The sequence below is a fragment of the Arthrobacter sp. Y3223166 genome, from assembly GCF_059090935.1.
The window spans coordinates 1-21,380 of the sequence record NZ_JBNHGE010000002.1; the positions used below are offsets into that span (position 1 = coordinate 1).

Here is a 21,380-nt window from a genome sequence, read left to right on the forward strand (position 1 = left end):
TCGGGTTACCCGAAAGGTCCCGGATGCCGCCGGTCAGCTGCACGGTGTAGGTGCGGTTGGCCAGCAGGTTGGCGGGGTCGAGGGTAGCCGTCCGGGTCGCGTCGTCGTAGCTGACGGTTGCGGTCACTGCCGTGCCGGCCGCGTTGGTGACCCGGAAGGTGGTGCCGTTGACTCCGGTGACCGGTTTGCTGAACGTGGCGGTGATGTTGCTGTTGGTGGCCACGTTGGTGGCGTTCACCGCCGGGGTCCGTTCGGTGATGACCGGCGCGGCTTCGGTGGTGAAGCTCCATGTGGTGGCCGTGATCGGGTTACCCGAAAGGTCCCGGATGCCGCCGGTCAGCTGCACGGTGTAGGTGCGGTTGGCCAGCAGGTTGGCGGGGTCGAGGGTAGCCGTCCGGGTTGCGTCGTCGTAGCTGACGGTTGCGGTCACTGCCGTGCCGGCCGCGTTGGTGACCCGGAAGGTGGTGCCGTTGACTCCGGTGACCGGCTTGCTGAACGTGGCGGTGATGTTGCTGTTGGTGGCCACGTCGGTGGCGTTCGCCGCCGGGGTCAGTTCGGTGATAACCGGTGCGGCCTCGGTGGAGAAGTTCCACGTAGTGGCCGGCAGGGCATTGCCCTGCAGATCCCGGATGCCGCCGGTCAGCTGCACGGTATAGGTGCGGTTGGCCAGCAGGTTGGCGGGGTCGAGGGTAGCCGTCCGGGTCGCGTCGTCGTAGCTGACGGTTGCCGTCACTGCCGTGCCGGCCGCGTTGGTGACCCGGAAGGTGGTGCCGTCGACTCCGGCGACAGGTTCGCTGAAGGTTGCGGTGATGTTGCTGTTGGTGGCCACGTTAGTGGCGTCCGCCTCCGGACTGCGCCCGGTCACCGATGGAGCCGGTCCGGCAGTGGTGAACGACCAACTGGTGGCAGCGAGTGGGTTGCCCGCCGCGTCCCGGATGCCGCTGGTGAGCGCAACGGTGTAGACCGTGTCGATCGCCAGGTCCGCCACCGGGTCAAGCGTCGCCGTTCGGGTCACTGGATCGTAGGTCACTGTGGCGGCGGTCGGTGCCGTTGCTTCCGCGGCCGTCAGCGTGGCCGTTGTCCCGGAGATGCCTTGGACGTCCTCGCTGAAGGTCGCCGTGATGTCGACCCCGACGGCCACGCCGGTTGCCCCGTCAGCAGGAGCGCGGTCCGTCACCGTGGGGCCTTCGGTATCGGTCAGCTCGATGGTCTGGTCGGCAAACCGGAGGCGCTCGACATTGGTGATGGTGTCGGTGCCGTCGTCCCCGCTGCCACGGACGTGCGCCACGGTCGTGACTCCGTCGACGGTGGTGATGTCGTATTCATCGAGCGCGCCGGAGAAGTTGGCGGTGTCGATGTCGGTCGGAGCCGCACTGTTGAGGATTTCCCGCACGATGACGACGTCGCCCGGGTCGATCCGGCCGGCCATAATATCGGCCTGGATGGTCTTCAGGCTGGTGACTGACCGCAGTTCAGCGCCCTGAGCGTCGCGTACGCTGAGCCGCACGTTCAGCCACTTGTCGCCGTCGATGACGTCATCCGCGCCGTTGCCCCAGATCTGGTCGCTCCCGGAGCCGCCGATGATGATGTTGCCGGCGCCGAACTCGGTGGCACCGGCGGGCAGCAGCTCGGCCAGGCCGGCAATCCGCTTGATGCCCTCGGCGTCGAGCGTATTGCTGAGGCCGGGCACCGCCACCTCGTTGTCGGGATCGGCCGGAATCACGTCATCGCCGCGCAAGACGTCGTCCTTGTCCCAGCCGGAGAGGGCCTCGACCAGCAGGAACCGGTCCTTGAGCGCGTTCGGGCCCTCCACGATGATCATGCGCATATCGGAATCGGCTGCCTCGACCGACCGGGCGTGGGTCACCCAGTCGAAGCCGTAGACGCCGTGATTGCGCTCGATCCCGGGACCGGCGACCATGACGTCGTCACCGCCCTCGGCATCGTAGTCGTCCTCGCCGCTGTCGCCGATGAGGACGTCGTGGCCGGGGTTGTTGATGTCGTCGAAGAACGGGGCACCGCTGTCGCCCTGGAGCAGGTCGTTCGCGTTGCCGCCTTCTTGCCAGTCATCGCCGCCGCCGCCGAACACCGTGTCCGGTCCGTCGCCGGCTATCACGAGATCATTGCCCTCGCCGGCGAAGGTCTGGTTGCCGTTGAGTCCGCCGTTGGAGAAGTCGTCTCCGTCGCCGGACATGATCACGTCGAGTCCGGGACCGGCGTCCATCGCGTCGTTGCCCGGCCCGCCCTTGATCACGTCGTCCCCGTGGGAGTCGGTGATCCGATCGTTGCCGGCGCCGCCCAGGAGGGTGTCCGCGCCGTCGTTGCCTTCGATGATGTCACTGCCGCCGTTGCCCCAGACGGTGTCGTTGTCGACGCCGGCCCAGATCCGGTCCGTCCCGTCTGCGCCGTCGGCATCGTCCTTGCCGTTATAGGTCGCCTGGGCGTTGAGGCCCGAGCGGTCCACGCTGTTGATGACGCGGTAGCGGATGGTGCCGTCCGCCATGCGGAGCAGCAGTGCTGACTCGTCGCAGGCCGAGGCGGGATCATCGGCCACATTGTTGCCCGTGGTGCCGGTGATGTTGCCCATCTCGAACTCACAGTCGGCGACGCCGAAGACGTCGGCCTTGAGCGCGGAAGCGTCGGTATTGCGCATCACCAGCTCGGCCATGGAGTTGCCTTCGAGCTGGGCCCGCAGGTTCAGGCCCGAGGTGCGGGACAGGTAGTAGAGACGGTCACCGTCCTGCAGGTCCGTCATCTGGCGTTCGAAGATGTAGTTGAAGGTGGAGCCGAGCAGCCCGCCGAAGAGATTCTGGGCTTCGGCCAGGCCCCCCACCCACAGATCGACCGTGTCCAAACCGGTCCTGGAGGCGCCGCCGTCGTTCTCCCACTCCCCGTTGCTGTTGACGAAATCGTAGGCATCGGCCGGAGTTTCGGCCGCCGGGTCGGGGCTCATGTCGAAGAGTTTCTGCGCCGCCGCGCGCTTGGCCTCGATGCTCGTCGCCCCGGTGATGCTGGGATGCGTGCCGTAAGCGGCCATAAAGTTGACCACCGAATCCGGATGCTTCAGCGCCTGCCCGAAGTCCACCCAGCTGCTGTAGGGCTTCAGGGACGACTCGCTGGTCTTCGCGTAGAGGTCCTTGCGGAAATTGTTCAGCGACGGGACGCCGGTCTCCCGGCCGCGGGCGATGTTGAGCGCGGCCAGGTCCAGGGGCAGCCCGAGCACGCTGTTGCGCAGCGTGTCGGTGACGAACTCGTCGAGCTCTGCGCCCACCTGGTCGGTCATGCCCATCGCGATCGCGCCTGCCGCCTGCTCGGGCGTCATCGTGCTGTCTCCGTTGGCGTAGTAGGCCGGTGGATTCAGGAACGCGTCCAGCAGCGGGAGGCCGATGTCGGCTCCGCTGTTGGTCTTCCGATCCACGGTGTCCGTCAGCATGGAGTGACCGAACCGGTAGGTCGCGTGGGCAAACTCCGCCTCGATCGCCGGGTCGATCGCCGTGTCCGACTGGGTGAAGACGTTGAAGGGATTGATGCCCGGCTGGATCTTTCGAGCGAAGTCCTCGAAGACGATGTGCTGGTACTCCATCTCCGTCACGAACCGTGCGGCCTGGAAGAGGCGCTCCCCGTTCCATTCGCCGTTGGGCAGCTTCCACTCGTTCAGGTCCAGGTTCAGGGACGTCAGCAGTTCTTCCATGTAGGTGACCAGCCGGTTGTGCTCCGAGTGGAAGACCTGGTGGACGGCGGTGAGGCCGATGTTCTCGTTCAGGCGGCCGTCGCCGCCAACGAAGTGCGCGTCGAGCATTTCGTCGTCGTACGTGCCCGGGTCCTGCCGGCCGCTGGTGGGCGTGATGCCGCCGTCCCCGTCGGGTGCCAGGGCCGCGCCCCGCGAGTCGAACGGTGCCGCGAAGTGGGAGATGTCGTCCAGGAACGCGATGCCGATCCGCTGGACATCCGCCGGCGGCGCGACGGGGTTCTCCAGGTTCCCTTCCACGAACTGCTTGTCCTGCGTGATGTACTGCGGCAGCCCGTTGGGGCCGCGCAGGAAGCGCCCGTACTGGTCGGTGGCCAGCATCGGGATGTTCACGACGTCGGCGTCGGAGAGCTTCAGGCCGAGCATGGACTCGGCCTGCGCCTTGATGTCCGCCCAGGTGGCCATGCCGCCGGGTTCGCCTTCGGCCAGTTCGCCGGTCGAGACCGGGTCGCCGTCCTCGTTGAGCTCGTACTCCCGGAGGAAGACGTGATGGGACGGATTCGACGAGTAGGTCTGGCTCTGGTCAACCCACGGAGAGTCCGTGTTCGTGGCGTTCTGGACGTCGTCGTCGGTCCCGAGCTTGCCGTCGGGGCCGGGCTGGTTCTCCGCCCGGTTGAGCAGCATGAAGTTCGTGGGCGAGCCCTCGACGTACAGCGGATCGTCCTTGGCCAGCGGCATCATGACGACGTTGCTGGTCTTCTTGGTGAAGTCGATGCCGTGGTCGAAAAACTGGCCGAAGAGGGCAAAGAAGCCGTTGTAGGGCGGCGAGAGCCCGAAGTCGGTGGTGACATTCGGGATGTCGAGTGTCTCGCCGTCGGGAACACAGTTCAGGGGCAGCCCCTCGTCGTCGCAGGGGACCGCCGTCGGGCCGTCGTTCACCGTCCGGTGCGCCTTGCCGGCCGCGGCGATCGCGGCCGGATTGGTGGAGGTCTGGTCCACGATGACGTTGCTGACGAAGCGCGGGTCCGCGTCCCGGATCATCGGAACGTTGACCGACTTGTACGACTGCCCGCCGGCGGTGGCCCGCCATTCCGGTTCTGCCAGCCGCGGGAAGGGCAGGCTGGCGGCGCCGAAGTGCCCTTGGTTGGGCACCAGGTTGTTGTCGGACCCGTCCACCGTGCGCAGCCCGTAGGGCAGCAGCGGATTGGCTATTTGGTTGGGGCCGGGGCCCAGGAGCGGCTGGCCCGGCACGGGTTTGCCCTCGGCGTCTTCCTTGGTGGCGTGGTTTTCCGCGATCTTGATTTGCTTCAGGATGAATCGCATGTCCCCGGCATTGAGGGTCAAGCCTTGGCCTACCGGCGCTGCCAACGCCGCGGGGGCGAGGGCGGAGGGCAGCACGCCCGCGCCCAGCACCAGCGCGGCGAGCCCGGCCGTAACTTTCCGGGGGAAGGATGGCCTCCCCTTGTCGGCACGTTCGGTGCCCCTCCTCGGTTGTGGATCGGTTGGTGCAGTAAACACGGTGACTCCCCTAGTCGAGTGATGTGTGGCTGGCCACAGCATCCGACGAGGACCTTGGGGAAATCCTTGAAGGCTCTTTCCGTCTACTTCCGGGCAGGAAAAAACCGGCCCCTTGCCCCCGGGCCTCCACGTGGAAGGCCGGGGGACAAGGGGCGGGGCGGCAGGCGGGCGGGGCGGTAGGCCCTCGGGGCGGCAGGCCCTCTAGACGGTCAGCTGCCGCTTCGAGGAGATCACACCCGTGTCGAAGCCGGCCAGGTGCAGGCCGCCGTGGAAGCGGGCGTGCTCGATCTTCACGCAGCGGTCCATCACCACGTTTAAGCCGGCGGCCTCGGCCTGGGCCGCAACCTCCTCGTGCCAGGAGCCCAGTTGCAGCCAGAGCGTCTTGGCGCCGACGGCCAGGGTTTCCTCCAAAACGGTGGGCAGGTCGTCGTGCCTGCGGAAGACATCCACCAGGTCCGGCACCTCGGGCAGGTCCGCCAGCGACTTGTACACCGGCTGACCCAGGATCTCCTTCGCCACCGGGTTCACGAAATACACCTTGTACGGCGAGCTGGACAGCAGGTACGTGGCCACGAAGTAGCTGGCCCGGCTCGGCTTGTCCGAGGCGCCGACGATGGCGATGGATTTGGTGTTGCGTAGGATGTTCAGACGCTCCGCGGCGGACGGGCCGATCCAGGTGCGTTCGGGTGTCGCGGTCACTTGGCGGCTCCTTCTTCGGCTTCGATCAGTTCTTCGACGGACTCGACTACGCGCGTTCCGGGCTCTGTCCGGGGGGAGCGCTCCGCCGGGATCGCGCAGGACTCGCCGGCATAGCTGGGCGAGGCGAACTCGGAGCTGTCGAACGCGGCGTCCTCATGGTCGCGGCTGGGGCCGTGCTCGGCGCCGGCCTGCTGCGAGGCGGCCAGCGCCTGGTCCAGGTCCCAGAGGATATCGTCCACGTCTTCCAGGCCCACGGAGATGCGGATCAGGTCCTCGGGCACGCCGGCGGCCACGAGCTGGTCGGCGGTGAGCTGCTGGTGCGTGGTCGATCCCGGGTGCAGCACCAGGGTGCGGGCGTCGCCGATGTTGGCCAGGTGGCTGGCCAGCTGCAGCGACTCGATGAACTTCTGGCCCGCGGTGCGGCCGCCCTTGACGCCGAAGCTGAACACGGATCCCACGCCCTTGGGCAGGTACTTCCGGCCCCGCTCGTAATGCGGGTGCGCGGGCAGGCCGGCGTAGCTGACCCAGGAGACGCGCTCGTCGGCTTCCAGCCATTCGGCCACGGTGCGGGCGTTGGCCAGGTGCTCGTCCATCCGCTGGGCCAGCGTTTCCACGCCCTGCAGCAGCTGGAACGCGGACTGCGCGGACAGCGACGGGCCGATGTCGCGCAGCTGCTCGGACCGGAGCTTGGTGAGGAAGCCGTACTCGCCGAAATTGCCCCACCAGGACACGTTGCCGTAGCTGGGCACCGGCTCGGTCATCTGCGGGAACTTGCCGTTGCCCCAGTTGAAACGCCCGGATTCGACGACGACGCCGCCCAGGGTGGTGCCGTGGCCGCCCAGGAACTTGGTGGCGGAGTGGATCACGATGTCCGCGCCGTGCTCGATCGGTCGGATCAGGTAGGGCGTGCTCAAGGTGGCGTCGACGACCAGGGGGATTCCGGCGTCGTGCGCCACAGCGGCCAGGCCGGCGAGGTCCGCGATGTCGCCCGACGGGTTGGCCACGATCTCCGTGTAGACGGCCTTGGTGTTCTCGCCGATGGCCGCGGCGAAGTCGGCGGGGGCGTTGGAGTCGACGAAGGTGGTCTCCACGCCGAACCGGCGCAGCGTCACGTCCAGCTGGGTGATGGTGCCGCCGTAGAGCTTGGACGAGGCCACGATGTGGTCGCCCGCGCCGGCCAGGGCCGCGAAGGTGATGAACTCGGCGGCCATGCCCGACGACGTCGCCACCGCGCCGATGCCGCCCTCGAGCGAGGCGATGCGCTCCTCGAACGCGGCGACCGTGGGGTTGCCGATGCGGGAGTAGATGTTGCCGTACTTCTGCAGTGCGAAGAGGTTCGCGGCGTCGTCTGTGTCCTTGAACACGAACGAGGTGCTCTGGTAGATCGGTACGGCCCGGGCACCGTGCTCGGCGTCGGGCGTGCCGCCGGCGTGCAGGGCGCGGGTGCGGAAACCGAATGTGCGTTCAGCCATCAGGCGCTTGCTCCTTCAAAACTTGGGTTCCCGGGCAATGACGTCCTTGGCGGCGCGGGCGCCGTCGGGATCAAAGATTGCTTGCGCTCTCTCCATCGCTTCTGGCGGTAGCACCTTTCCGGTGGCGTCCGGATGGTTGCTGCGGTGTCAAAGAGCCAGATCTCTCAACCGCTCGGGATGGTCCCGTCCATTCTCGCAACCAACCGCCGCGGCAGCAAAGAATGTTGAGCCGCGTTGCGTCCGGGGTTGGGGCGCCCGTGCTTGCGGCGGGCGCCTTGCGGTCGCCCGGCTTGTGAATGCCCGGCACGACGGCGGTGCCGGCCGCTCGCGGTCCGCCGCGCAATGCCCTGCTTGCGAATGCCCGGACGACGGCGGTGCCCGCCGCTCGGCGGCACGATCTTCGCCTGGCCCGCTGAGGAGGGACGTTCCCGCGTCCGGACAGTTCACCGTAGATTGGGTCTATGGCTGAACTTTCGGCGCTGCAGCGCCTCGCGGGGAAACATGGCGTTGGCATTACCTTCCATGGCTGGGACGGGGGCGAGAAGACAGTCAGTGAGGCAACGCTGGTTTCCGTCCTCACCGCGCTGGACGTCCCCTGTGCCACCGACGACGATGTGACGGCTTCCCTCCGAGCCGCTGAACTGGTACCGGTGCAGCGCACGCTGCCGCCCGCCGTCGTCGTCCGCCAAGGCACCGCCACCGAGGTTCCGGTCAACGCGCCGCCCGGCGTCCGTCCTCGGGTCCGGATCCTGCTGGAGGACGGCTCCCGGCGCGACGTCGAGGTGCTGGCCGGCGGGTCGGAGGATGCGGAAGGTGCCCCGCCTGTTCGTTTCACGGCGGTGGTGCCGGCCGACATCCCGCTGGGCTGGCACACGCTGGAGGTAGCGGAACAGTCGGAGGGGATCGAGTCTGGGACCGGTGCGGCCCCGGCCCAGTCGGAGGCGATGGAGCCCGGAACCGGCGCGGCCGCGGAACCAGCCGACAGCGAGGCACGGTGCGCCCTCGTGGTCACCCCGCGGCGCCTGACCACCGCGGACCGCCTGCCCCGGACGTGGGGGTTGATGGCACAGCTGTACTCCGTGCGCTCGCGGTCCTCCTGGGGCATCGGCGACCTGCATGACCTGGCCAGCCTCGCCGGGACGGCTGCCGCGAAGGGCGCGGGGTTCGTCCTGATCAACCCGCTGCACGCGGCGCAGCCGAAACCGCCGGTGGAGCCCTCGCCCTACCTGCCCTCCACGCGCCGGTTCGTCAATCCCCTGTACCTGCGGGTCGAGGACGTGCCCGAAGCCAGCGGCGTCCCGCTGGCCAACAACTTCCACGACGCGAACCTGGACGCCGTCATCCTGGACCGCGACCCGGTTTTTGCGGCCAAGCTGCAGGCTCTGGAAACGGTCTTCGCGGTGCCCCGGTCCGCGGAACGGCAGCAGCGGTTCGAAGCCTTCCGCGCGCAGGAAGGCGAGGGGCTGGAGCGGTTTGCCCTGTGGTGTGCCATGGCCGAAACTGTTCCGGCCGGGGCACCGGAGTGGTCCGATGCCGCTTTCGTCGAAGCACAGCGGAGCGAGCTGAAGGACCGCATCGAGTTCCATCAATGGCTGCAGTGGCTGTGCGACGAGCAGCTCGAGGCGGCGCAGGGCAGCGCCCTCGACGCGGGAATGAACATCGGGATAGTGCACGATCTCGCCGTCGGCGTCCATCCCACCGGCGCCGATGCCTGGACGTTGCAGGATGTGCTGACCCCCGGCATCTCCGTGGGTGCGCCGCCGGACATGTTTAACCAACAGGGCCAGGACTGGTCACAGCCCCCGTGGCATCCGCACCGCCTGGCCGAATCCGGCTATGTTGCCTACCGGGACATGCTGCGGACCGTCCTGCGGCACGCCGGCGGCATCCGGGTGGACCATATCCTGGGGCTGTTCCGGCTGTGGTGGATTCCCGCCGGCAGCCCTCCCGGCGAAGGCGCCTACGTGTACTACGATCACGAGGCCTTGATAGGCATCCTCGCCCTGGAAGCGGAACGGGCCGGCGTCGTCGTTATTGGCGAAGACCTCGGGGTGTTCGAGCCGGGCGTGCAGGACTACCTGGCCGAGCGCGGCATCCTGGGGACCTCCATCCTGTGGTTTGAGTACGAGGACGGCAGCCCCCGCGCACCCGAGCGCTACCGCCGTTCCTGCCTGACCAGCGTCACCACGCACGACCTGCCGCCTACCGCCGGCTACCTGGCGGGCAAGCACGTGGAGTTGCGCGAATCGCTGGGCCTGCTGAACCGGCCGGTGGAGGAGGAACGGGCTTTGGACCAGGCAGCCCAAGAGGCAGTGCTCTCCACGGTGCGCTCGCGGGTGCCGGCCGCCCCACCGCACGACGACGGCGCCGGCCCCGCCGCCGAACAACGCACCGTCGAGGCGCTGCACGCGTTCATCACGCAGACCCCCTCGGTGCTGCTGGGCGTTGCGCTCACTGACGCTGTGGGGGAGCTTCGGACCCAGAACCAGCCGGGCACCGCGGACGAATACCCGAACTGGCGGATTCCGCTGGCCGGGCCGGACGGGGCGTCGGTCCTGATCGAGGACCTGGCCGCCAACGAGCGGTTCGACTCGCTGGTGCGCGCCCTGGGTCAGGACTAGGCGGGTCCACGCCGAGCCGGGAAGCCTCTCGCGACCCCGCCGGCGCGTCGCACCGGCGTCGGCCGGGGCTCCCCCTTGGACGGACGCGGAACGCACCGGCGTCGGCCGGGGCTCCCCCTTGGACGGACGCGGAACGCACCGGCGTCGGCCGGGGCTCCCCCTTGGACGGACGCGGAACGCATCGTCGCCCGCGTCGAATGGCCGTGCGCCCTGCCAAGGAACGGGGGCTGCTGAACGTGACCAGTTGTCCACCTTCAGCAGGAACTGTCCGTGTCTTGGAGCGGGGTCTGGCGCTGACTAGGACAAACGCAGAAGCTTCCCGCAAAACGTGGAGAGTCCCGCGGCGTGGCCGGGTCTCTGCAGCCGGGCAGCAGCACGTTGTCCACAGGGAGTGCGGGGATCTAGCTGTCCGCCGCCGCAGCCTGCATGCTCGTGGTCATGGATGAGGTGATAGCTGGTTACGTTGAACGGCGCGGTGGAACACTCCCAACCGGCGAACTGGCGCGCTGCGGTTTCAGCCGAGACCAGATCAAGGCAGCCGTCAAGAACGGCGCGATCACTGTGCTCCGCCAAGGAATCGTCGGTACGGAGAAGGCCGATGCGAACGTACGCGTCGCCGTGCTGGCCAACGGATTGATTACCTGCATTTCAGCGGCTCGGGAACTGGGGCTTTGGACGATCAAAGACCCGGATCAACTGCACCTGTGGACGCTTCACAGCCGGCAGCCGCCGTCCACTGTGAAGCACCGGGGCGAATTGCTGGGGAGGCAGCGGCCTGGGAGCTATGTGAGCATTTTGGACTGCGTACTGCATGCCATCCGATGCAGGCCGCGGCTGGAGGCGTTGGTCGTAGCGGAATCGGCCGTGCGCAGGGGTGTCGTTACCAAAGCCGAACTGGTGGAGCGGCTTCCAGGCAAACGCAACGGCATGCGTCGGGCCGTCGTTCTGAGCATCGGTGACGACGCCGATTCGCCGCTCGAGATTATCGCCCGCGACCTGTTCCGCACGGTCGGGCTTCGGGTGGAAACCCAGGTGCCGGTCCAGGGGCTTGGACGAGTGGACATGGTGGTGGAAGGTTGCCTCATCATTGAGCTGGACGGGTTCGACTTCCACTGGAACCGGGCGACTTTCAAGAAGGACCGCAAAAGGAACAACGCGGGCATGCTCAGCGGGTTTCCAACATTGCGGTACGTGTACGAGGATCTCGTCTTCACGCCCCAGAACGTTGTCGCCGAGGTCATGACGATGTTGCGGCGTGTTGCCTGAGTGCGGGGTTCCCCGGAGTCATGCAGGCGGCAGGCCGGGTGTCCCAGTTCTGCAGCAACTGTCCACCTTTTGGAGCGGCCTCTGGCCCTGACTAGGAGAAACGCTCAGCGGTCCGCCGAAACATGGACAGCCCTGCCCGGTGAAGGCGGAAAACTTTACCGTGCGTCGCAGATGGCCTGGATCTGGGCGATGCACGGCTCGTTCTGCAGGCTGGTCGTGTCGCCCAGCTCCGTCCCCTCGAACAACTGGGTCAGCAGCCGGCGCATGATCTTGCCGCTGCGGGTCTTGGGCACGTCGGGGACGAACACCACGTCGCGGGGCTTGGCGATCGGCCCGATCTGCGTGGCAACGTGGTCCCGCAAGGCCGCAATTGTCGCGGCCTGCTTCGCAGTTTCCGCGGCCTGCGCGGCCGTCGCCGTTCCGGAGGCCGGACCGGCTTCCGGCTGCCCGGGGGCCGGCGCGGCCTGCCCGGCTTCCGCGGCCTGCCCGGCTTCCGAGGCTGTCAGCCCCGCAACCCTCGTCCCGATCAGCGACTTGTCGCGCGGCACCACGAAAGCCGTGGCCGCGTGTCCCGTTTTGGCGTCGTAGGTCGGGCAGACGCCGGCCTCCACCACCGCCGGGTGTGAGACCAGCGCGGACTCGATCTCGATCGTGGACAGCCGGTGTCCCGAGATGTTGATGACGTCGTCGGTCCGGCCCAGGATCCAGGTGTCGCCGTCGGCGTCGAAGCGGGCCCCGTCGCCGGCCAGGAACCAGCCCTGCGCCGCGTACTTTTCCCAGTAGGACGTGAAGTAGCGTTCCGGGTTGCCCCACACGGTCCGCGCCATCGCCGGCCCGGTGCTGGTGACCACAATGTTGCCCTGCTCGCCGGCACCCACCCGGGCGCCGCCGTCGTCCACGATGTCCGTGGCCAGCCCCGGCAGGGCGCGGGTGGCGCAGCCGGGCTTGAAGGACGCATCGGTCTGGCGCGGCGAGAGCACAGTGGCCCCGGTCTCCGACTGCCACCAGGTATCCACCATCGGCACGCCCGACGAGGGGGCCCCGGCGACCAGCGAATCCCGCCCCACTTGGTTGCGCAGCCAGCGCCAGGCCTCCGGGTTCACGGCCTCGCCCACCGTGCCGCACAGGCGGACGGAGCTCAGGTCGTACTCGGCCGGGATGCCGTCGGGGAACCAGCCCATCAGCGACCGGACCAGCGTGGGCGCCGTGTAGTAACTGGTCACGCCGTAGCGCTCGATGACCTCGAAGTGCCGGCCGGGGTGCGGGGCGTTCGGCACGCCCTCGTAAATCACCTGCGTGACGCCGTTGCTCAGCGGCCCGTAGATCTCGTAGGTGTGCGCGGTGACCCAGGCCAGGTCCGCGGTGCACCAGTGCACGTCGTCCTCGCGCGCGTCCGGGTCCGGGTTGCTGAACAGGTACGTGTGGCTGAACGAGGCCTGCGTCAGGTAGCCGCCGGTCGTGTGGACCAGGCCCTTGGGCTGGCCTGTGGTGCCCGAGGTGTACATGATGAACAGCGGCGTCTCGGCGTCGAACGCCTCGGCCTCGTGGACGCGCGGCTGGGTTTCGACGACGTCGTGCCACCACACGTCGCGGCGTTCCACCCAGTTGATGTCCGTGTGGCCGGTGCGGTTGATCACCAGCACGTGCTCGATCGCGTTCTCGCCGGAAACCGCCGCGTCGGCGTTGGCCTTGACCGGGACGGCGGTGCCGCGGCGGTACTGGCCGTCTGTGGTGACCAGCAGCTTGGCGCCGGTGTCCTCCACCCGGAACTTCAGGGCCTCCGCGGAGAAGCCGCCGAAGACCAGCGAGTGCACCGCCCCGATCCGCGCGCAGGCCAGCGTGATCACGACGGTTTCCACCAGCACCGGCAGGTAGATGACCACGCGGTCGCCCTTGCCGACGCCCAGCGCCAGCAGCGCGTTGGCGGCCTGCGAGACCAGCTCCTGCAGCTCGCGGTAGGTCACGGTCCGGCGGTCGCCGGGCTCGCCCTCGAAGTGCAGCGCCACCTTGTCGCCGAGCCCGGCTTCGACGTGCCGGTCCGCGCAGTTGACCGCGGCGTTCAGCGTGCCGCCGTCGAACCAGCGCAGCTCGGGTCCCCGCCGTGCAACGCTGTCCACCGGGGTGGCGGAGTGCGCGGTGTGCCACGGCTCGGCCCACTGAAGCCGGGCCGCCGCGCGCTCCCAGAACTCAATCCGCTCGGCCTCGGTCTGCGGCTCCGGCCATTCGGTCACCCGGTCGCGGTACGGCGCCGGCCCTTCCTGACCGACGACGGCGGTGCTCCCGGCGGCGCGGCGGCCGCCGGCGGTTTCGGCTACTTCTATGCCCATCTCTTGACCGCCCATTTCTCCGCGACTCCCAGGAGCGCGTCGGTGATCTTGCCGATGATGGCCAACAGGACGATGGCTAGCAGCAGCCGGTCGGTGCGGCCGTTGTTTTGCGAATCCGTGAGCAGGAAGCCCAAACCCATGGAGGAGGCGATCAGTTCCGCCGCCACCAGGAACAGCCAGGCCTGTGCCAGCGCCAGCCGCAGCCCGGAGAACACGGCGGGCACCACGGCCGGCAGCTGCACGGTGGTCAGCAGCTTCACGCCCTTGAGCCCGAACGCGCGACCGGCCTCCACCAGGTTCTTGTCCACGTGGCGCAGGGCCAGCGAGACAGTGGTGAACACGGGGAAGAACGCGCCGATCAGGATCAGCGTGACCTTGGAGTCCTCGCCAATCTTCATCCACAGGATGAGCAGCGGCACCCACGCCAGCGACGGCACCGCGCGCAGCGCCCCGATGGTGGGGGAGAGCAGCACATCGGCCACCTTGGACAGCCCGATCAGCGCGCCGAAGACCAGGCCGAGGGCGGCGCCAAAAGCGAAGCCGAGCAGCACGCGCTGGGTGGAGATGGCCACGTGCTGGGCCAGTTCGCCGCGCTGGATCAGGTCGACGGCGGCCTCGATGACAGCCGCCGGTGCCGGCAGCTGGACGGAGCTGAACAGACCGGCGGAGGCGCTCCACTGCCAGGCGGCGAGCAGGGCGGCGGGCAGCAGCAGGCCAAGGAGCAGGCGGGCCCAGCCGTTGCCGAGCACCCCGGTCGGGGACCATCCGTTGGCGGGGGAGCGCTCGGTCGAGGGGCCGTCCTGTTCCGGCCGGGGCGCGCCCGCGGTTTTGAGGACGCCGGTGGCCGTGAGGCCTTCCTGACTGGTGGCGTAAACGCTGGCGCCGGAGGCGCCGGGATTACCGAGGTGCGTCATCAGGATTCCTTGATGGCCGACGGATCGGCCTGCTTCACCAGCGAATCGTCGAGCAGGGTGGCGAGGGCCTCGTCGATGTCGGCCTGGCTTTTCACGTCGCCGGTCTCGACGAACGCCGGCCCGACCTTCGCCAGCACCGCGCGCTGCTTCTCGCCCGGGGCCGCCTCAACGTCCAGGTTGCTGCGCTCGGTGATCACCTTGGTGGCGACCTCGAGGTCCAGGCCGGCGACGTCCGCGAGGATCTGCGCGGTTTCCTCGGGGTTCTCGGCGGCCCAGGCGCGGGCCTTCTCGTACGCGTTCACCACGGCCTGCGCGAGTTCCGGCTCCTCCTGCAGGAAGGACTCGGTGGCGTTCAGGAAGCCGTAGGTGTTGAAGTCCAGGTTCCGGTAGAACAGCTCGGCGCCGTCCTGTTCTGCGCCGGCCATGATCGGGTCCAGGCCGGACCAGGCGTCGACCGAGCCCTGCTTCAGCGCGGTCAAACCGTCGGCGTGCTGCAGGTTTTCCACGGTGACGTCGTCGGCGGAGAGGCCGGCCTCTTCCAGCGACTGGAGCAGGAAGAAGTAGGGGTCGGTGCCCTTGGTGGCGGCCACGGACTTGCCCTTGAGGTCCTCGACGGACTCGATGCCGGAGTCGGGCAGCGCCACCAGGGCGGCCCATTCCGGCTGCGAGTAGAGGCTGATGGTCTTGATCGGCGAGCCGTTGGCGCGGGCCAGCAGCGCCGCTGAACCGGCGGTGGAGCCGACGTCGACCGCTCCGGAGCGCAGCGCCTCGTTGGCCTTGTTGGAACCGGCCGACTGCACCCAGTTCACCTCGACGCCCTCGTCGGCCAGGGTGGCCTCCAGCCAGCCCTTTTCCTTGATGACCAGGCTCAGCGGGTTGTAGGTGGCGAAGTCGATGTTGAGCACGCCATCGCCGCCGCCTTGGGCCGCGGTGGCTTCGGAATCCTCACCGGCAACGCAGCCGGTCAGGGCCAGCGAGGCGGTGGCGGCAACGGCGGCAGCGCCGAGGAGCGGGCGGCGGGAGAAACGGCTGGCAAGAGACATGGTGGTTCCTTTGGACGGGGTGCGGAACAGGAGAAATTCCGCTCCGGATGACTTTCGGGCGCGAACGGCCCGGGCATTGCGTGATTTGTGGGTGGCGAGGGCGGCCCTAATGGCCGTCGACGCCGAGGCTTTCGAGGAGCGAGCGGCGCATTCGGGCCAACTCGACCGAACCGCGGTCCCGCGGGCGGCTGCCGGGAACGTCGACGGTGCGCACGATCGTGGCGCCGTCGTCCTCGCGGCCCTCTTCCTTGCCAAGCACGATGATCCTGTCCGCCAGTTGCAGGGCCTCGTCCACGTCGTGGGTCACCAGCAACACAGTGGTGGGTTCCACCGCGTGGATATCGAGCAGCAGGTCCTGCATCTTGATCCGGGTCAGCGCGTCCAGCGCGCCGAACGGTTCGTCCAGCAGCAGCACGCCCGGATTGCGGGCCAAGGCCCGGGCCAGGGATGCCCGCTGGGCCATGCCGCCGGAGACCTCGCGCGGCCGGTGCTTGGCGAAGGCGGCCAGGCCGACCAGGTCCAGCAGCCGGGCGACCTTGGACTTGCCCTGCTTGGCGCTGGAGCTCTTGGGCAGGCCGATGGCCACGTTGGCCTGCAGGGTGTGCCACGGCAGCAGCCGGGGTTCCTGGAACGCGACGGCGCAGCGGGAGTCGATGCCCTGGACCGGAGTGCCGTCGATTTCCACCGCGCCGGCGCTGGGCGCGTCGAGGCCTGCGGTGGCGCGGAGCAAGGTGGACTTGCCGCAGCCTGACGGGCCCAGGATGGCCAGCACCTCGCCGGGACGGACCTCGAAGTTCACGTCGCGCAGCACGGTGTGGGCCTGTGCTCCCGTGCCGAACGTGCGGTTCAGGGCGCGAAAGGAAACGGCCAGCGCGGAGTCGGAACGGGCCGCGGGTGCAGCGGCAACGGGAGCCGCGTGGCGGGACGACGACAGTACGGCAGTCATGGGATCACTCCATCGATCCTGGCAGTAGCACCCTACGGATCAAGCCGTGCGGCCCGGCAATCGCCGGCCGTACCCGTGGCTTGTCACCTCGTTATCACCGGCAGCCTGGGTGGGCTTCCGGTGACCAGGGTTGCTGCGGCGTCGTCGATCCAGGTCTCTCGGCCGCTCGGGATGGTCACCACCAACTAAACGGCACGGGCGGGGCTCCCGGCAAACTGCCCGTAATAATGACCCGTAACAAAGGCGGAATGACAATCTGCCGTAACAAAGGCGCGAACCACTCGTGGGGAACCCGCCGGGGAAACAGGCGCATCCCCGCTAACCATGGACGCAACTTCGGCTCAGTGGCAGGATGACCGCATGAAAATCAGCAGAGAGATCATCGTGTTCGACGCCGCCGACCTCGCGGCGGAGAGCACCTTCTGGGCCGGCCTCTTGGACGGGACGGTCGAGGCCGAAGACGACTGGCACACGGTCATGGTGGACGGCGAATCGCGGCTGGGATTCCAGCTTGCGCCCGACCACATCCCGCCCGACTGGCCGGACGGGACGCCGCAGCAGATCCACCTGGACCTCTACATAGACGATCTCGCGGCCGCCCATGAACAGGCGACGTCCCTGGGTGCCAAGCTGCTGAAGCCGGCCGATGACCCGGCGTCCGCCTCGGGGTTCCAGGTGTACGCCGACCCCGCCGGACACCCCTTCTGCCTCTGCTGGGACGCGTAACGCCGGCCCGCCCCCTCGGGGCCATCACGACGGCGATGCCCCCGTTCGCTCGGGTGTCGCCGGCGTCGCTGCCTCCTTTCATAGCCAGCCGACGACGCCGCCGTCTCCTCCCGCCCATGTGCCGCCGATGTTGGACGTTGCTCCCGGGGCGGGCCCGGCGGGGCGGTCAGTCAGGCGGGCGGATCCGCCGGGATGAGGACCGTGGAGAACAAACGGCGGTGCCGCCCCTTTTCAGGGCCGTTGGCCACCACCTTCTCTGCGGCAGCCCTGATGGCGGAGGTGAAATCCTCGAACTCTTCGTCCGTCATCCAGAGGGCGGTCTGCCGGTAACCGGCCCCGTCGCGCACGAAGTCCGGATTCCCCCCGGAGATGTATTGGTCGAAGGCACCCAGCAGCCCGGCCGCAAAGGCCATGAAGCCGCGCCGGTGGTCATCGGCCGTCATGGACGCCAGATCGTCCTCGGCCACTGAACTCCTGGCTACGTCCAGTCGAAAGGTACGTTCGGTGGTGCCGCGAACCGGTCTCTCCTGGGCCACCGCCAGCACGCCGGCCTTGGAGAGCGTGCTTATGTGCCGGTAAAGCGTCGCGGTGGGAATGTCGGGGAGTTCGGCGGAGATCTCCGCCGTGGTCAGCTCACGGTTGCCCAGCAGCGTCTGGACGATCCGCAGGCGTACGGGGTGCAGGATCAGGTCGGCGCTCTGTGAGGAGGACATGGCTCAACGTTCTCACAGTTGACATTGTTCCTGCAACTGATAATAATCGTACTGTCCGGTAACCAAATGGGCGACCGACGACCAAGACACGAGCAATAAACGACCCGAAGGGAGGCGCGGTGGCGGCGATAGTGGTGGAGAACAAGGAGGTTCTGCTGGAGCTGGATCGATTCGAGAAAGTTGCGGGGCTGCTCGGCGACCAGCGATTCCCGCTGTCCGCGGTGACCTCCGTCCGGGTGCTCGCGTATGCGTTCGACGGCGTCCACGGATGGCGGGCTCCCGGGCTTGCGATCCCGGGACGGACTCGGGTGGGAACGTGGCGCGGCCGCGGCAAGACCCTCGCCGTCGCCCGCCGCGGCACCCCGGCAGTTCAGCTTGACCTGGACGGGCAAAAGTACGCCCGGGTGGTCGTGTCGCTTCCCGATGCCGAGGAAGTTGCGGCCCGGATCCGGAAGGCCGCCGGCCTGCCCGCCGGTCAGGCGTTCACCGAAGAAGTGATCAGCTTCCCGTCCGGGACCGTTCAGCTGACGGGAACCTGGGCTGAACCGGCCGGAACGGTCCGCGGCGCCGCGCTGATCCTGCCGGGCTCGGGACCGATCGACCGCAATGCCGACCACAAACGGATGCCGTTGGGCATCAGCCGTGACTTGGCGACGGCACTTGCCGGCCACGGAATCGCTTCCCTGCGCTACGACAAGCGCGGTACCGGCGACTCGGAAGGAACCTTCTGGGCGGCCGGCTTCCGTCAGAACACCGACGACGCCGCGGCCGCCCTCCGCTGGATGGCCGCCCAAAAGGCCGCGGGCCTCCCGGTGTTCCTGGTCGGCCACAGCGAAGGCAGCTACCACGCGGCGGCCGTGGCGGCAGAGTCCGGTACACGGGTGGATGGGGCTGTGCTGCTTTCAGCCTCGGCGCAGACAGGCTTTGAGACAGGCAGGTGGCAGACGGCCCAGATCAGCGACTCGCTGCCCGCCTTCCCGCGCTTGCTGCTGAAGCTTTTCCGCCAGGACCTGGTCAAGGTGCAGGCGAAGTCGGTGGAAAAACTTCGGCTCACCACCGAGGACGTGGTGCGCATGCAGGGCCGCAAGATCAACGCGCTGTGGCATCGGGAGTTCCTCGACTTCGACCCCGTTCCGAACTTGGAGCGCCTGCACATGCCGGTGCTGGCCATCACGGGCGCCAAGGACGTGCAGGTGGACCCGGCCGACCTGGACATCATCGCGGCCACTGTCCCCGGCCCGGTGACCACGAGGAAGATCGAGGACCTGTCGCACCTGCTGCGCCGCGACCCGAAGGTTCCGACCCTCTCCGACTACAAGCGCCAGATCCGCGAGCCCGTGGACGCTGAAGTGCTGGAACTGGTGGGGAACTGGGTGGCGGAGCACGCCGACGCAGCGGCGGCCCGGTTGGCTGGCTAGCCCCAAACCATCGACTGTTCAGCTGGCGCCCTTAAACCGACGGGTTGAGGGCGCCTGCCGACTCCTCGATGAGGGCGGCTGAGGGGGAGAGGGCCGGCGGCGGTTCCGGTGCCGAAGAGTCGCGGGTAGGGTCGAGCCATGGCACACCAGAATGACCCCGAAGTCGTCCGGCGGCTGCTCGAAAACCCCGGCCGCTGGGCCGTCGTCGGCCTGTCCACGAACCCGCACCGGGTGGCCATGCGCATCTCCCGGTACCTGATGGACCAACTGGACATGGAAGTCGTCCCCGTCAACCTGCAGGGCGACGACGTCCTCGGCCTGACCGGTTACCAAAAGCTCGGGGACATTCCCGGCGAGATCGACGTGGTGGACTGCTTCGTGAACTCGCAGAAGGTCGGCCCGGTGGTGGACCAGGCCATCGAAGTCGGTGCCAAGGCGGTGTGGCTCCAGCTGGGCGTGATCGACGAAGCCGCCGCGGAACGGGCCAAGGCGGCCGGGCTGGACGTCGTCATGGATACCTGCCCGGCCATCGAGGCCCCGCGCTTCGGTTTATAACAGCAGCTCACGGGCTGCGGTCAGCCCTGCCCCGCCTTCGGACGGCCGCCTCGAGTCCCCGCATCACTCGTACACAGCGATGAAGCGGCCGACGACGCCTCCCGCGCGAAGCTTGTCGATTGCGCCGGGAATGTCGGCATGCTTGATGTGGTTCATGGGTGGTTTGAGCTGGCCACTCTTCATCAGCTCGTAGATGCCGGCAAGATCCTCCTTGGTACCGGACTTTGAGCCCCTGATGGTGAGCTGGTTGATGATGATCGGGTAGGTATTGATGGTCGATTCCAACCGGCCCATGCCCACCTGAACCAGGGTGCCGAACTCAGCGAGGGTTTCGATGGCGGCCGAGGTCGTGGTGCCGAAGCCGGCGTAGTCCACGATCAGCTCCAGGTTCTTGTCCTTGAACTCTTCGATCGAGGCGCCGACGCCAGCCAATCCGATCTCGTCGGCCAGTTTCTGGGTTTCCGGATTGACCTCGGCGCCGTACACCTCGGCGCCGACCAACGCGGCACAGCGTGCACCGATGTAGCCCAGTCCGCCCAGGCCGATGACGCCGACCTTCATGCCGTTCTTCGCCCCGCCGACCGCCATCATGGCATGGTAGGCGGTCAAGCCGGCGTCGGTCGCCATCGCGCCGAGGTCGAACGGCACTTCGTCGGGCAGGGCGACGAGATTGTCGTCGGTCGCGCGAAGCTTGGCGGCGAAGCCTCCATCCCACTTCCCGTAACCCAATGCGTCCCCGTCCGACATCACCGGAGAGAGGCCTACGCGGTCGCCAATCTTCCAATGGTCCATGCCCTCGCCGACCTCGCTGATAACGCCGGCGGATTCATGGCCCATGGTGCGGGGCAGGCCGTGCTGGAACAGCGCCATCCATCCCGGATCATCGAGCGTCGAGACGTCCGAGTGACAGACCCCCGACGCCTTGACGTCGACGACCACTTCACCGGGGCCAGCGTGGGGTTCCTGAACCTCATTAAGCTCCAGCGGCTTCTTCGTGCCGACAAATTGCCATGCCTTCATGATGAACCTCCCGTACGACGGCCAGCGGACGGTGCCCGTCCCGGCCCGGCCATATTGGCAGTGCACCTCCACGGTAGTCCCCTCGTAACCAGGCCAGTAGGGGACAGCCGCGCAGAGGAATGCGCACGGCTTAATGCGCCGGGCGGAAGCCTGCAGCCCCAGCCCGTGGAGCCGGGCGGACGCCTGCCGGCCCCAGCCCCCGGAGCCGGCTGGGGCGACGGGCCGTCGTCGTCATCAGAAGCGGTTTCCGTAACAAACGGCAGCAGAATGTCATGGCCTGTCATGTGCTTCCCTGCACCGGATCGGCCCCGGCATACTCGACTCCGAGATCAAGAGTCCCAACGACAAGCTCTGGCTGGTTGGGCGGCAACCCTCTCCCGTAGCGGGGTGCCCCAGATGAGGATCCGGCCGCGCACAACACCGTGCCCGGCAAGTACGGCCCCCTCCGGGATGC

14 protein-coding genes and 2 riboswitches are annotated in these 21,380 nt (G+C 68.1%); of the genes, 5 read left to right on the forward strand and 9 right to left on the reverse strand.

The window, feature by feature from the left end; translation table 11 throughout:
* From AC5RUH_RS01610 to AC5RUH_RS01620, 3 genes are all read right to left on the reverse strand, one after another.
* A partial coding sequence (locus tag AC5RUH_RS01610; protein ID WP_494127715.1) for an Ig-like domain-containing protein occupies positions 1–5,206 on the reverse strand: 5,206 nt, incomplete at its 3' end.
* A gap of 201 nt (positions 5,207–5,407) precedes the next feature.
* Positions 5,408–5,905 carry a CoA-binding protein gene (locus AC5RUH_RS01615; protein ID WP_494127716.1) on the reverse strand — a complete coding sequence of 166 codons (498 nt, stop codon included), beginning with the start codon at positions 5,903–5,905 and terminating at the stop codon, positions 5,408–5,410.
* Positions 5,902–7,377 carry an O-acetylhomoserine aminocarboxypropyltransferase/cysteine synthase family protein gene (locus AC5RUH_RS01620; RefSeq protein ID WP_494127717.1) on the reverse strand — a complete coding sequence of 492 codons (1,476 nt, stop codon included), beginning with the start codon at positions 7,375–7,377 and terminating at the stop codon, positions 5,902–5,904. The genes AC5RUH_RS01615 and AC5RUH_RS01620 overlap by 4 nt, the downstream gene beginning before the upstream one ends.
* 89 nt (positions 7,378–7,466) lie before the next feature.
* A riboswitch (SAM riboswitch) is annotated at positions 7,467–7,561 on the reverse strand.
* A 277-nt stretch (positions 7,562–7,838) separates the two neighbouring features.
* On the opposite strand from AC5RUH_RS01620, the gene malQ reads away from it, so the two are divergent.
* Complete coding sequence (gene malQ / locus AC5RUH_RS01625) at positions 7,839–9,998, forward strand: 4-alpha-glucanotransferase (protein WP_494127718.1); 2,160 nt, start codon at positions 7,839–7,841, stop codon at positions 9,996–9,998.
* A 438-nt stretch (positions 9,999–10,436) separates the two neighbouring features.
* Positions 10,437–11,264: an endonuclease domain-containing protein gene (locus AC5RUH_RS01630; protein WP_494127719.1), complete on the forward strand. Its 828-nt coding sequence runs from the start codon at positions 10,437–10,439 to the stop codon at positions 11,262–11,264.
* Between the two features lie 155 nt (positions 11,265–11,419).
* Here the strand turns inward: AC5RUH_RS01630 and AC5RUH_RS01635 are convergent, their stop codons facing one another.
* From AC5RUH_RS01635 to AC5RUH_RS01650, 4 genes are all read right to left on the reverse strand, one after another.
* Entirely contained in the window at positions 11,420–13,591 is a 2,172-nt protein-coding gene (locus AC5RUH_RS01635; protein WP_494127720.1) for an acetate--CoA ligase, read from the reverse strand.
* Entirely contained in the window at positions 13,582–14,505 is a 924-nt protein-coding gene (locus AC5RUH_RS01640; protein ID WP_494127721.1) for an ABC transporter permease, read from the reverse strand. Before AC5RUH_RS01640 ends, AC5RUH_RS01635 begins: the two co-directional genes overlap by 10 nt.
* A complete protein-coding gene (locus AC5RUH_RS01645) occupies positions 14,505–15,548 on the reverse strand; it encodes an aliphatic sulfonate ABC transporter substrate-binding protein (RefSeq protein ID WP_494024577.1) in 1,044 nt (347 codons plus the stop codon). The genes AC5RUH_RS01640 and AC5RUH_RS01645 overlap by 1 nt, the downstream gene beginning before the upstream one ends.
* Positions 15,549–15,654: 106 nt before the next feature.
* Complete coding sequence (locus tag AC5RUH_RS01650) at positions 15,655–16,494, reverse strand: ABC transporter ATP-binding protein (protein ID WP_494127722.1); 840 nt, start codon at positions 16,492–16,494, stop codon at positions 15,655–15,657.
* A gap of 360 nt (positions 16,495–16,854) precedes the next feature.
* Between AC5RUH_RS01650 and AC5RUH_RS01655 the strand changes: the two genes are divergently transcribed.
* The gene (locus AC5RUH_RS01655; RefSeq protein ID WP_494127723.1) at positions 16,855–17,220 is read left to right on the forward strand and encodes a VOC family protein; all 366 of its coding nucleotides are present in this window, start codon (positions 16,855–16,857) and stop codon (positions 17,218–17,220) included.
* 170 nt (positions 17,221–17,390) lie between these two features.
* Here AC5RUH_RS01655 and AC5RUH_RS01660 read toward each other — a convergent pair whose 3' ends face one another.
* Positions 17,391–17,933: a helix-turn-helix domain-containing protein gene (locus tag AC5RUH_RS01660; RefSeq protein WP_494127724.1), complete on the reverse strand. Its 543-nt coding sequence runs from the start codon at positions 17,931–17,933 to the stop codon at positions 17,391–17,393.
* Between the two features lie 119 nt (positions 17,934–18,052).
* Between AC5RUH_RS01660 and AC5RUH_RS01665 the strand changes: the two genes are divergently transcribed.
* Both AC5RUH_RS01665 and AC5RUH_RS01670 read left to right on the forward strand, forming a co-directional pair.
* A complete protein-coding gene (locus AC5RUH_RS01665) occupies positions 18,053–19,351 on the forward strand; it encodes an alpha/beta hydrolase (RefSeq protein ID WP_494127725.1) in 1,299 nt (432 codons plus the stop codon).
* Positions 19,352–19,489: 138 nt separating this feature from the next.
* Positions 19,490–19,906, forward strand: coding sequence for a CoA-binding protein (locus tag AC5RUH_RS01670; protein ID WP_494127726.1), 417 nt, complete (start codon positions 19,490–19,492; stop codon positions 19,904–19,906).
* Between the two features lie 63 nt (positions 19,907–19,969).
* On the opposite strand, the gene AC5RUH_RS01675 is transcribed toward AC5RUH_RS01670, so the two are convergent.
* Positions 19,970–20,926: a zinc-binding dehydrogenase gene (locus AC5RUH_RS01675; protein ID WP_494127727.1), complete on the reverse strand. Its 957-nt coding sequence runs from the start codon at positions 20,924–20,926 to the stop codon at positions 19,970–19,972.
* 327 nt (positions 20,927–21,253) lie between these two features.
* Positions 21,254–21,368, forward strand: a riboswitch (SAM riboswitch).
* Positions 21,369–21,380: the final 12 nt, after the last annotated feature.

Bases quoted from the DNA above. Each gene is read 5' to 3' on its own strand.
- AC5RUH_RS01620 (WP_494127717.1), bottom strand. From the start codon at position 7,377: ATGGCTGAACGCACATTCGGTTTCCGCACCCGCGCCCTGCACGCCGGC.
- malQ (WP_494127718.1), top strand. From the start codon at position 7,839: ATGGCTGAACTTTCGGCGCTGCAGCGCCTCGCGGGGAAACATGGCGTT.
- AC5RUH_RS01630 (WP_494127719.1), top strand. From the start codon at position 10,437: ATGGATGAGGTGATAGCTGGTTACGTTGAACGGCGCGGTGGAACACTC.
- AC5RUH_RS01635 (WP_494127720.1), bottom strand. From the start codon at position 13,591: ATGGGCATAGAAGTAGCCGAAACCGCCGGCGGCCGCCGCGCCGCCGGG.
- AC5RUH_RS01640 (WP_494127721.1), bottom strand. From the start codon at position 14,505: ATGACGCACCTCGGTAATCCCGGCGCCTCCGGCGCCAGCGTTTACGCC.
- AC5RUH_RS01645 (WP_494024577.1), bottom strand. From the start codon at position 15,548: ATGTCTCTTGCCAGCCGTTTCTCCCGCCGCCCGCTCCTCGGCGCTGCC.
- AC5RUH_RS01650 (WP_494127722.1), bottom strand. From the start codon at position 16,494: ATGACTGCCGTACTGTCGTCGTCCCGCCACGCGGCTCCCGTTGCCGCT.
- AC5RUH_RS01655 (WP_494127723.1), top strand. From the start codon at position 16,855: ATGAAAATCAGCAGAGAGATCATCGTGTTCGACGCCGCCGACCTCGCG.
- AC5RUH_RS01660 (WP_494127724.1), bottom strand. From the start codon at position 17,933: ATGTCCTCCTCACAGAGCGCCGACCTGATCCTGCACCCCGTACGCCTG.
- AC5RUH_RS01670 (WP_494127726.1), top strand. From the start codon at position 19,490: ATGGCACACCAGAATGACCCCGAAGTCGTCCGGCGGCTGCTCGAAAAC.
- AC5RUH_RS01675 (WP_494127727.1), bottom strand. From the start codon at position 20,926: ATGAAGGCATGGCAATTTGTCGGCACGAAGAAGCCGCTGGAGCTTAAT.